We start from the raw sequence: 12,243 nt of genomic DNA, 5'->3' as shown, positions 1-12,243 counted from the left end.
CAGGGTGGTGTGATCCGGAACCGGCAGCGCGAGCCCCTTCAGTTGCAGCACCGAACGCAGCAGACCCTCGGTCTGACGCGAGCGCATCCGCAACGCACTGCCCAGCATCAGGGCGGTCTCGATGGCCAGATCCGAATAGCGCGGCTGGCCACCCGGCGTGGTACGCCGCGGTGCCTGCCATTGGGCGAGCGCCGCGGGCGTGATCCACAGCGTCAGGCTCCCCCGGCTGCGCAGCCCCGCTTCATACTCGGGCCAGTTCGTCACCCGATGGGCCATCTTCGGGATGTCATGCCGGCGCGCGGCGTTGTGCTTGTGGGGCATGCATGGGCTTCCAGCAGGACGGACCGCGATTTTATTACTCCTGTCTTTCGTTTGCCTATCCGTGCACCAACGCCCCTCGCTACTGCAGATCTGTCCGTCGAAGCGGGGCAACTTCCGGTTCGCTTTCGCTCATCTTCTCAACCAACTGGTTGCGCGTTTTTCGAGGTCATGGAATTTGTCTGCGAGGCGGACTGCAGCTGGGTTTCAGGGCGGTTGCTGGAGTCAGGCTATAGTCCAGATTTGTGGACGGGCGAATGACGGGAACCCCATGCTGGCAGACCATTCCAACGAAAGTGAGCGTGACGCAGTTCGAGCAATTTGAATGCCCATAGCCGCAACCGTCTGCGGAGCGGTTTAGCTCAAAGAATTTTTAGCGAAGCACAGACGGCCCGTACGTCGTGCCAATGCGGGCCTGGTGCGCCGTCTGCGCTTCGCTAAAAATCCTCTGCCTTATCATACATAGATCCTCCTTCGACGGCAGATCGCACGAATAAAAGGGTCAGATCGAAGTTGCCATCACGAAACCCGTTCCACAGAACGTATTGACGAAACCGTTAGTAAACGGTTATGATTGTTTTAACAACTAACCCTCTATACCGGTGTGGCATGTCCATCTGGTGTGAGGGAGGAAAAGCCGGCGCAAGCCGGTTTTTTCGTTTCTGGAGGCGGGATTATGCAAGTGGAGGGGCAATCGCGTAGCTTGCGGACCCGAATCTATATCGACGGCTACAACTTCTACTACGGTTGCTTAAAAGGCACTTGCCACAAGTGGCTCGACCTCTACAAGTTGTTTGCGGCTCACGTATTGCCATCTGCCCTGTCTGAGGCCGGCGGTCAGCCGGTGCGGCATGACCTGTTGCCCGAAGCCATCCACTACTTCACGGCCAAGATCATCGAGAGCGCTGCCAAAGCCGACGATTCGGTGTCGTCGCAGGCTCGATACCACACGGCGCTGCGCAAGCTGCATGACGGGCGCATTCGCATCGTTGAAGGCTACTACTCAGTTACCAAGGTGCGCGCTCCCCGTATCGACGAGAACGATCGGGACAAGCAGCCTCGCAATTGTGATCGCGTTGCCATCTGGAAGCTAGAAGAAAAGCAGAGTGACGTTAATCTCGCTCTGCATGCGTATCACGACGCGTTGACCAACCAGATCGATCAGGCTGTCATCGTCTCCAACGATACCGACTTAGTGCCTGCACTTCGAATGATCCGCGCCAACACTCCTGTGAGGATTGGACTGGTCGTTCCTACGCGAGATCTCGAACGGCGGCCAAACGCCGACCTAGCAAAATATTGTCATTGGGTTCGCAAGCATCTCACGGTGGAGGAGCTTGCCGCGTCGCAGCTACCGAGGGTAGTTCCAGGCGGAAAGAAGCCCACGATCAAGCCTGATTCGTGGTATCCCCATCCCAAACTCTTTTTAGAGGCGCTGGCTTTGGCCGAATTCGTTCGAGGAAGCCACTCGGCTGCCTTTAAGTGGTTCGATGCGCCGTCGCCCTGGTTCGAGGGTAAAACGCCGATGGCGATGTTGGCCAGTGAGGAAGGTGCGAGGCAGATTATTGCCTATATGCAGAAATGGATTGCTGATCATCCCTGATGTGGGGGGGAACAGCTTCGGCGCCTTCGGGTTCTTGATCTTCTTGGTCACAGTTGCTTCGGCCATAGGACGTTGTTTCCGTTATCGTCTCATGTCCTCGGCACACTAAAATTCTGACAGGCTCTATATTATCGAGCCGATACGCGTACCTGTGACTGCTTCGGCGTATTGCTGTGTGGTCCGTACCTAACCTCGTAGGCGTTCCTCACGTAGGCGTTCCTCACGTAGGCGTTCCTCACGGAGGCGTTCCTCACGGAGGCGTTCCTCACGGAGGCGCTCCTCACGGAGGCGCTCCTCGCGCAACCGTTCTTCACGGAGACGTTCCTCGCGTAACCGCTCCTCCCTGTAACGTTCTGCCCGGGCATCGTCGTCACGGGTGCTGACTTGCAGCAACGCTTCGCCCGCGACGCGGTTGCCCGCTGGCACAGGCTGCGAAAGTGCATTCGCGGATGCAAACAGGAGCGCGCAGGTAACGCCTGCGGCCAGAGTCAATGAACGCAGCAGCAACATTCTGATTCCCACACAAAGTAAAAAATTACCTTGGCACGCATGCCGCACCGCTGCCGCGCAATAGCGAAGCAAGATTGCGCGAGGCGAATGAAGACCGCACATTTTTTTAAGCGTCTCGAATGGCCTCCTGCCTGGCGCGCCGACCTTTCCGCCGCACCTGTCCGGCTATTGATCAAACCGGTTCTCCATAGCAGAATCCGGTCTCGACCGGTGAGCGTTTGCGGGTGCCGCCGGTGAGCCTTTTCAGGAGAACCGGACTAATGTCTACCCCCAATGCTGGTGTGCATGGCATGCTGCAGCTGCTCACCGAGATCGACCCGGTCTCCGACTGATGCTGGATGGGAATTCACACGTACGCGGTCCGCGCCGCGAGTGTCGTTCCTGCTCACGCGCTGCCGTCATCACCACTGGCTTGAACACGCATGGAAGGGACACCCCTGATGTCGTCAGTTTTCTATGACCGGGCGCAGATCGCGGACTGGTTAGGTTCCCACACGGTCGCGAAAGCGCGCGATTACGTCCACGCGGTATCGAAACTGCGCTGGCAGGACAACACGCTCAGCGGCGAGGTGCAGGGGACCGCGCGTCGCCCGTATGCAGTGGACGTGCACTTCTACGAGGCGGAAGAAGGTCCGTGGGTCGAAAGTGAATGCTCGTGCCCGGTCGGCTACGACTGCAAGCACGTGGCGGCGCTGCTGATCGCAGGCATGGAAAAGATGCCGAAGCCGCAGGTTGGCGTGCGTCCCGAAGTCGTCAGCTGGCTGGAGACGTTTCGCGCCAGTCTCGCGTCGAGCGAGCCCAATGCAAGGAAGGCGGCATCGAAACCAACCCATACACTCGCTTACGTGCTAGGCTGGTCGCGCTATCACCAGCGTCATGAAGTGGAAATCTTCAAGGCGCGCCGCAACACGGACGGCACGATCAGATCGATCGACGACGCGTGGCATAACGTCGAGGCGGCCCTCCTGAAGCCGCCGAAATTCGTCACGGACGATGATCTGGTGATCCTGCGGGGACTGTGGCTGGGCCGTAGTCGCGAGGACTACGGCAGCTTCGTGCTGCGAGGCTCAACCGGGGCCGACGTGTTGCAGAAACTGACGGCGACGGGCCGTCTGTTCACTGCACTCACAACGAATCAGGCGCCATCGTTCACGCGACTGGCCTTGTCCGAAGGGAATGCGCGTCCTGGACACATCGAGTGGCAGCCGCAGCCGGACGACTGTGTGCGACCGGTACTGCGAACCGAGCCCCCATCCACGATGCTGCTGGCGACCGAGCCCGCCTGGTACATCGACACACAGGCTGGCGTTGCCGGCATCGTGCAGTTGCCGTTGCAATCGTTGCAGGCGCAGCAACTGGCCGCTTATCTGGCGATGCCGCCGATCTCGCTGACCGAAGCGCCGCTCGTGGGCGCCGTGCTGCGGGAGATCGTCCCGGAACTGCCACCGCCACCCGCGCCCCACTTATCAGAGCTGCGCATCATCGATACCGAACCCGTGCCCATCCTGTCACTCGACACACGGCCCCTGTATATGGCGGGATTTGGCAAGTATGACCATCGGGCGCCTGTGCTCGATTTTGCCGCGGTCGGCTTTGACTACGAGGGCGTCACTATCAACGCCGACAGCAGTGCGACCCTGGTCTCGCACCCCGACGGCAACGTGGTTCAGGTCAGCCGGCGGCCTGATGCGGAAAAGAAACGCCTGCTCGAACTACGCAACGCGGGGCTGCAGAAGATTCCCGCGGGCCGCATTCAGGGACCGCAGTCATTTCCCGCGGCAATGCTCGGCCTGCAGGAGCCCGATGCGTGGTATGCCTTCGTGAACGAAGCCCTGCCCGCGCTGCGCGACAAGGGCTGGCGCGTCACCATGTCAGGAGAGTTCCGCTTCAAGGGGGTGTAAGCCCTAACCGCCGAAAATTCCGTCGCCCCGAATTTCAGCGCCGCCACGCCATCGGCGATAGCCGTGTCGCAGCAAGCGAGAGGTCAAAGACGCCCTTTGCGTTTAAGAACCGCTGATGATACGTGCATAGAGGTAGCAGTATTGCTCGGCGTGACCGCTATCGATAAAGTCCCGAAGATAATCGTCGAAGCTGCGTTGACCGAGAGTTTCTCCGATCCGGTCAGCACCACGCTTGGCAAGTTCCTGTTCAATCTGATGGGTTTTACTTGTATTTGAATGTTCGATTGATTCGACATCGATTGCATATAGTGTTGCTGCCCTACCAAACCGCTCCATTAAACTCGCCGCGACAGGTGGCACGGCTCGCATGTCCAGCTTGTAACCACCAGACTTCGCTTTCGCGTCGCAAGCGGATAGCTGTCTTTCCGTAGCGGCATTTTGCATTTCAAAAGCAAGTGATAGTCGTGCGTCCGTCTTGCGTGAAGGGACTCCGGAACGGGTGCGAAATTTCGGCGATTCGATCGTCGGATTTATTTCAATCTCATGCTGTCGTCTGGTTGAGTTGAAACTGGTTAGGCCAGCTTGCTCGAAGACGTTCGAGACAGCGATTTTTACTGATGCCGTACTGGTCGCCTTGCGGACAGATGCTGCGTAGGTTGGCGAGTTTGCCAACATGGTCTCATGGAACGTTGCCAGATCGGTAGTTTCGCGTTGTTCCGCAGAATAATCCGTGCATTCGAAGTGCACGTCGCTGGTATCAGACTGAATCTTCATATACGGGTACGTTTAAGGTAGATCGCGCCGCTTGACGGGCGGTGTTCATTTGGGCGGTCGCAAATGCTTTGCTTACAAGCCAAAGCGGTTTTAAAGGCAGCAGAGCCCCGTAGCCGTTCGCGCATGTGGCAGCAAGGTGAACAGGTCCCGGGCTCGATCAGTTTGCCGCTGTCGTGTACGTCTTCACCAATCGGCAGCATGTGCCACCAATTTTGTCCTGTCGTAAAACATGTGTTTTCCGACAGGACAAGTCGGTCGCTTCATCCGCGTCGCCAACCCCGTCAAAAAGATGCGGCAAACCGTGTCGCTATGGTATAGCATGCGCAAACCCTATGATATGGGTTTTGCGTACATGCTGATCGGCTACATGCGTGTGTCTTCCGACTCCGATCGGCAAACCACGAACCTACAACGCGACGCGCTGCTGGTGGCAGGCGTCGATGCCCGCCATTTATTCGAGGATCATGCCTCCGGCGCCAACGATGATCGGCCAGGATTGGCTAAGGCATTGGCGTTTGTTCAACCCGGCGATGTCCTCGTCGTCTGGAAACTGGACCGGCTCGGCCGTTCGCTGTCGCATCTGTTAACCATCGTCAACACACTGCAGAAACGGCAGGTCGCTTTCCGCTCGCTCACCGAAGGCATGGATACGACCACTGCATCGGGCGAACTGCTGTTTCACGTCTTCGGCGCACTCGCGCAGTATGAACGCGCGCTAACCCGCGAGCGCGTCGTCGCCGGCCTAGCCGCCGCCAAGCGGCGCGGGCGACTAGGTGGCCGCCCGCCCGCGATTACCGGCGAGAAACTGGACACCATCCTCGCCGCTTTGAATGGCGGCATGTCCAAGGCTGCTGTGTGCCGCAACTTCGGCGTCAAGCGCACCACGTTGATCGAAACACTCGCCCGGATCGGCTGGCCAGGCACGGAAAAAATGCCGCAACGATGACGAGCAAAAGCGAGCGACTGGCCGTCCTGTCGGACACCGAACAATTTGCACTGTACGGCCTGCCCGATTTCGACGACGGGCAGCAACTCGAGTATCTGTCGCTGTCCGAAGCCGAGTTGACTCTTGCCTCCGGCCGGCCCGGCCTGCACGCCCAAGTCTATTGCGCCCTGCAGATCGGTTACTTCAAGGCCAAGCATGCCTTCTTCCGCTTCACCTGGGACGACGCCGAGGACGATTGCGCTTTCGTCTTGAGCCGCTACTTTAACGATCAGACATTCGAACCGAAGACCGTTACCAAACATGAGCATTATGCGCAACGCACACTGATCGCGGATCTGTTCGGCTATCGGCTGTGGTCGGCAGACTGCCTGCCACAGCTCGCGCAGCAGACCGCCCAGATTGTGCGGCGCGATGTGACTCCCGACTTCATTGTCGCCGAACTGATCGGCTATCTCAACGAACATAAAATCGTCCGGCCAGGTTATACCACCTTGCAGACGCTAATCAGCGAAGCTCTGTCGGCCGAGCGCCAGCGCTTGGGCAGTCTGCTTGCCGAGGTGCTGGACGGTGCAGCCAGGGATTCGCTGGCCCAGCTCCTGGTGCGCGACGATACCCTATCCGAGCTGGCTGCGCTCAGGCAGGACGCCAAGGATTTCGGCTGGCGACAGATGGTGCGCGAGCGGGAGAAGCGCACCAGGCTGGAGCCGCTGTATCGGATCGCCAAGGCGCTGCTGCCCAGGCTCGCGATCTCGCAGCAGAATCTGCACTATTACGCGAGCCTGGCGAACTTCTACACGGTCTACGACCTGCGCCGCCTCAAGCCGGAACAGACGCACCTGTACCTGCTGTGCTACGCCTGGTTGCGTTACAGGCAGATCAACGACAATCTCGTCGACGCTCTGGCCTACCACATGAAGCAAATCGAAGATGAAAGCAAGGTTCGGTCAAGTAAAAGTTTCGTCGCGGAGCAAGCACGACGCCAGCAGGAAACGCCGCAAGTAGGGCGGCTATTGCTGCTGTATGTCGACGACACGTTGGGAGACACCACGCCTTTCGGCGACGTACGACAGCGCGCGTTCAAGATCATGCCCAAGGACACGCTGCAGGTCGCCGGCCAGCGCCTCAGCGTGAAGCCAACGAGCAAGCTGGCCCTGCGCTGGCAGGTGGTCGACGGCTTGGCCGAACGCATCCGTCGCCACCTGCGCCCGCTTTATGTGACCCTCGACTTCGCCGGCGTCGACGCGGATAACCCGTGGCTGGCGGCACTCGCCTGGGCGAGGGGAGTATTCGCGAAGCAGCAGCGCCTGTCGCAACGGCCGCTGGCGGAATGCCCGGAAGCTACGCTTCCCAAGCGGCTGCGGCCGTATCTGCTGACGTTTGACGCGAACGGGAAGGCGACTGGCCTGCACGCCGATCGCTACGAGTTCTGGCTGTACCGCCAACTTCGGAAGCGTTTCAAATCCGGTGAAATCTATCTGGACGACAGCCTGCAGCACCGCTGTTTTACCGACGAACTCGTCTCCCTTGATGAGAAGGTCGACGTGCTCGTCCAGATGGACATTCCGTGGCTGCGCCAGCCGATCGATGCCCAGCTCGACGCACTGAAGACAGAACTACGCGAGCAGTGGCTGGCCTTCAACCGCGAGCTTCGCCAAGGCAAGCTGAAGCACCTCGATTACGACAGCAAAACCAAGACGCTCACCTGGCATAAGCCCAAGGCGGACAAGCATGCAGCACGTGAAGAGGCTTTCTACGAGCGACTGTCATTCTGCGATATGGCAGACGTGTTCCGATTTGTGAACGGACAATGCCAGTTCCTGTCAGCGCTGAAGCCGCTACAGCCACGCTATGCCAGGCAGGTCGCCGACCCCGACAGCCTGATGGCGGTCATCATCGCCCAGGCGATGAACCACGGTAACCTGGTGATGTCGCGCACCAGCGACATTCCCTACCATGTGCTTGAATCAACCTACCAGCAGTACCTGCGCCAGGCGTCGCTGCAGGCCGCCAACGACCGGATCAGCAATGCCATCGCGAGCCTGCCCATCTTTCCGCATTATTCCTTCGACCTCGATGCCCTGTACGGCGCCGTCGACGGTCAGAAGTTCGGCGTGGAGCGTCCGACCGTGAAGGCGCGCCACTCGCGCAAGTATTTCGGGCGCGGCAAGGGCGTGGTGGCCTACACCCTGCTATGCAACCACGTGCCGCTGCAGGGCTATCTCATCGGCGCACACGAATACGAGGCGCACCATGTGTTCGACATCTGGTATCGCAACACCTCGGACATCGTGCCGACCGCCATCACCGGCGACATGCACAGTGTTAACAAGGCGAACTTCGCCATCCTGTATTGGTTTGGGTTGCGCTTCGAGCCGCGCTTCACCGACCTGGACGAGCAACTGAAGGAACTCTACTGCGCCGACGATCCGGCCGTATACGAGAAATGCCTGATCCGCCCGGTCGGCCAGATTGACCTGCAAGCCGTCGCGGACGCGAAAAACGACATCGACCAAATCGTTGCCACGCTGGGGTTGAAGGAGATCACCCAGGGCACTCTGATCCGCAAGCTATGCACCTACACCGCGCCGAACCCCACGCGGCGGGCAATCTTCGAATTCGACAAGCTGATCCGAAGCATCTACACGCTGCGCTACCTGCGCGATCCGCAGTTGGAGCGCAACGTGCATCGCTCGCAAAACCGCATCGAGTCTTACCACCAGCTACGCTCAGCCATCGCCCAGGTCGGCGGCAAGAAAGAGTTGACCGGCCGGACCGACATCGCAATCGAGATCAGTAATCAGTGCGCGCGGTTGATTGCGAACGCCATCATCTATTACAACTCGGCCATCCTGTCGCGGCTGCTTGCCAAGTACGAGGCGAGCGGGAATGCGAAAGCGCTGGCGCTGATCAAGAAGATTTCGCCTGCGGCGTGGCGCCATATCCACTTGAACGGGCATTACACGTTCCGCAGCAGCGGACAGAGCATCGACCTAGACGCCATCGTGGCTGGGCTGGATTTGGAGTGACGGAATTTTCGGCGGTTTGGGCTTACACCTCCTTCAACGTGATTGAAATCGATGCGATCGACGGTATGGCCCGTGATGCGGGCGACGGTTGGTTCGACCTCGAAATGGGCATCACGGTGGGCGACCGCACCGTGCGCCTGGAACCGCTGCTGGCCGACCTGTTCCGGCGTGACCGGCGCTGGCTGTCAGGCGAACTCGAGAGCATCGCCGATGAAGAGACGATCGAACTTCGGACCGATCAGAACGAACGGCTGCGCCTGCGCGCGGACCGTCTCAAACCGGTCGTGCGGGTGCTGGTCGACCTGTTCGATACCGTCGGCGACGGGTCGCTGCGTATTTCCGAGCTGGATGCAGGACGTCTCGAAGCGTTGAACAACACGGGGCGCTGGCAGTTCCACGGTGACGCATCGATTCGCCAGCTGGCGCAACGCCTGCAGGCGGGACCCGGTTTGCGGGAGGCGCCGGTGCCGCGCGGATTGCAGGCCGAGCTGCGCACCTACCAGCATCAGGGGCTGAGCTGGATGCAGTTCCTGCGCGAACATAACCTCTCGGGTGTGCTGGCCGACGACATGGGCCTTGGCAAGACCGTGCAGACGCTCGCCCATGTGCTCGCGGAAAAGGAAGCGGGCCGTCTTGATCGACCCGCGCTGATCGTTCTGCCGACTACGCTGGTGCACAACTGGCGCGAGGAAGCGCAGCGCTTCGCGCCCGATCTGAAGGTGCTGGATCTGAACGGACCTCAACGCAGGGACCGCTTCGACCAGATCGGAGACCACGATCTCATCCTGACGACCTACGCGCTGCTGTGGCGCGACCAGGAAGTCCTTGCACAGCACGACTATCACCTGCTGATCCTCGACGAGGCGCAGTACGTCAAGAACGCCACCACCAAAGCGGCGGCGACCATCCGCGAACTGCGCGCGCGACACCGCCTGTGTCTCACCGGCACGCCGCTCGAGAATCACCTCGGCGAGTTATGGTCACAATTCGACTTCCTGCTCCCAGGTTTCCTCGGCAGTCTGAAAGATTTTACGAAGCGCTGGCGAACTCCGATCGAGAAAGGCGGCGACACCGTGCGGCGTGATCTGCTCGCGCGCCGTATCCGTCCCTTCATGCTGCGCCGGCGCAAGGATGAGGTCGCAAAAGAACTGCCGCCAAAGACCACCATCGTGCGCACCGTTGACCTCGAAGGCGCGCAACGCGACCTGTACGAAACGGTACGCGCAGCGATGCACGAAAAAGTCCGGGCCGCCGTTACGGCCCAGGGACTCGCACGCAGCCACATCATCGTACTCGATGCGCTGCTCAAGCTACGGCAGGTCTGCTGCGATCCACGCCTCGTCAAACTGGAGAAAGCCTCCCGCGTCAAGGAATCGGCCAAACTTGACCTGCTGCTCGCGATGCTGCCGGAACTGATCGACGAAGGCCGGCGCGTGCTGCTGTTCTCGCAGTTCACCGGCATGCTGGCGCTGATCTCTGCGGCGCTGGACAAGGCCGCCATTCCGTACGTCATCCTGACCGGCGACACCACCGATCGCGTGAGCCCGGTGCAGCGCTTCCAGCAGGGCGAAGTGCCGCTCTTCCTGATCAGCCTGAAAGCCGGCGGCGTCGGCCTGAACCTGACCATGGCCGACACCGTGATTCACTACGATCCGTGGTGGAACCCAGCGGCCGAGAACCAGGCCACCGATCGCGCGCACCGTCTCGGTCAGGACAAGCCAGTGTTCGTCTACAAGCTGATCGCCGCCGGCAGCATCGAGGAAAAGATCGTCGCCCTTCAGGAAAAGAAGGCCCTGCTGGCCGACAGCATCCTGTCCGAGGACGCCGCCGGCGCCGTCAAGTTCTCGGCCAGTGATCTCGACGCGCTGTTTGAACCGATTCCGGATGTCTTGCCAGCCGCAGCGGCCCGTCCGCACGCCAGGACCGGTACGCAAGGCCGGTGATGTCCAGTTCTTCAGGAAATTCCATGACCCCAGCCGATTTCCCGGTCTCCGTGCAAGCTAGCCACCGGCTCACCATCGCTCACGTCGAGGCCGCGCGCTCGCGCTGGCGTGAGCGCAAACTGGTTACGCGTTACATTACGACTTCCCCGGCCGAAGTCCTCGCCAGACTGCTTGCACGAATGACGACCCGCCACGAAACCACCATCCGGTGGATCGACCTCATTTTTGTGGAACGTCACGCGCTCGGCATCCTCTATCCGCATCCGGTCGGCAGCGCCTGGCCGGGGTTGCCCCCAGACTAAAGCGACAATCAATGGCTCTGTCGCATTAACGAGGACGAGTAGAATCGGTGCGAATTGAAACGCAGGACATCGATGATGGCAAAGACGAAGAAAGCTCGCTCAACGTTGCCCACTGGCGCGGGCAGCGTGCTGAAGCGGCTGCATGATCCGCTGGAGGTGATTTTGCTGTGCGTACGCTGGTACGTGGCGTACGCACTGAGCTTGCGCAACCTGGAAGAGATGATGGCTGAGCGGGGAATCGAGGTCGATCATTCGAGCGTGCACCGCTGGGTCATCAAGCTGGTGCCACTGTTTGAAAAGTCGTTTCGCCGACACAAGCGTCCTGTAGGCAAGAGCTGGCGCATGGACGAGAGTGTGTCACGAACACAAGCGAAAGCTTGTGGTGCTGTACTGAAGATGGGAGTGGGCCTCCCGGAGCCGGTTTGCAGGAGCAGGCTTCAAACCGCCCGGTGCTGCTGCGTTCAAAAGGCGTGGTGGTGAGCGACCGTGGAAAAGTCGTCCGTCAAGGATGGCAGGTACGTGTTGAGAAGATGAGCGAAAGCGAACCGTTCGATGATGCGTCGTTAATTCGTCAAAGCGCTGTCAAAACCGGAGTCATTTCGTCGCTCCGGGATCAGTCAGGACGGGACCTGCTTACGGACCTGACGGCAGCCGGCGTAGAGGCGGCATGAGCTCAACACAGGCTTCGGTATGGAACGTGAGAACCTTGCTCCGGATGCAAAGGGAAATGACAAATGGCAAGCACCATAAGGAAGAATACCGATGCCGGAGTGAGGGGCGGAGCTGCCCGTAGTGGAGTTGACCCGGTTTCGTGGACACCTATCCTTTGGAACAGGAGGTGCCTGCCATGGGAAAGCACCACAACCCCTACGCGCCGGAATTCCGGGCGCAGATGGTCGAGTTAGTCAAAGCCGGCCGGT

General features: G+C 59.9%; 7 protein-coding genes and 2 pseudogenes. 7 read left to right on the top strand and 2 right to left on the bottom strand.

Annotated features, from left to right (window positions below; genetic code table 11):
• Positions 1 to 321 (bottom strand): transposase (locus GWC77_RS25670; protein WP_173261611.1); only part of this gene is annotated, 321 nt, incomplete at its 3' end.
• Between the two features lie 673 nt (positions 322 to 994).
• Here GWC77_RS25670 and GWC77_RS25665 point away from each other — a divergent pair.
• Positions 995 to 1,921, top strand: coding sequence for an antitoxin Xre/MbcA/ParS toxin-binding domain-containing protein (locus GWC77_RS25665; RefSeq protein WP_173261607.1), 927 nt, complete (start codon positions 995 to 997; stop codon positions 1,919 to 1,921).
• 950 nt (positions 1,922 to 2,871) lie between these two features.
• Entirely contained in the window at positions 2,872 to 4,332 is a 1,461-nt protein-coding gene (locus GWC77_RS25660) for an SWIM zinc finger domain-containing protein (RefSeq protein WP_173261604.1), read from the top strand.
• A 102-nt stretch (positions 4,333 to 4,434) separates the two neighbouring features.
• Here GWC77_RS25660 and GWC77_RS25655 read toward each other — a convergent pair whose 3' ends face one another.
• Positions 4,435 to 5,106 (bottom strand): hypothetical protein, encoded by a 672-nt coding sequence (locus GWC77_RS25655; RefSeq protein ID WP_173261601.1) that lies wholly within the window; start codon positions 5,104 to 5,106, stop codon positions 4,435 to 4,437.
• Positions 5,107 to 5,458: 352 nt separating this feature from the next.
• Here GWC77_RS25655 and GWC77_RS25650 point away from each other — a divergent pair, with 352 nt between their 5' ends.
• The 5 genes and pseudogenes from GWC77_RS25650 to GWC77_RS25630 form a co-directional block, all read left to right on the top strand.
• On the top strand, positions 5,459 to 6,052 hold the full coding sequence (locus GWC77_RS25650; RefSeq protein ID WP_173261614.1) for a recombinase family protein: 594 nt from the start codon (positions 5,459 to 5,461) through the stop codon (positions 6,050 to 6,052).
• Positions 6,049 to 9,078: a Tn3 family transposase gene (locus GWC77_RS25645; RefSeq protein WP_173261598.1), complete on the top strand. Its 3,030-nt coding sequence runs from the start codon at positions 6,049 to 6,051 to the stop codon at positions 9,076 to 9,078. Before GWC77_RS25650 ends, GWC77_RS25645 begins: the two co-directional genes overlap by 4 nt.
• 32 nt (positions 9,079 to 9,110) lie before the next feature.
• Positions 9,111 to 11,021, top strand: a pseudogene (locus GWC77_RS25640) (DEAD/DEAH box helicase); the annotation flags it as partial.
• A 23-nt stretch (positions 11,022 to 11,044) separates the two neighbouring features.
• Positions 11,045 to 11,323, top strand: a complete 279-nt coding sequence (locus GWC77_RS25635) for a hypothetical protein (RefSeq protein WP_173261595.1) — start codon at positions 11,045 to 11,047, stop codon at positions 11,321 to 11,323.
• Positions 11,324 to 11,398: 75 nt separating this feature from the next.
• Positions 11,399 to 11,677: pseudogene (locus GWC77_RS25630) on the top strand (IS6 family transposase); the annotation flags it as partial.
• Positions 11,678 to 12,243: the final 566 nt, after the last annotated feature.

Source organism: Paraburkholderia sp. NMBU_R16 (assembly GCF_013282575.1).
In the GTDB taxonomy this organism is placed as follows: Bacteria; Pseudomonadota; Gammaproteobacteria; order Burkholderiales; family Burkholderiaceae; genus Trinickia.
Note: the sequence above shows the minus strand (reverse complement) of the source record. Positions and strands in the feature narration are given on the sequence as shown.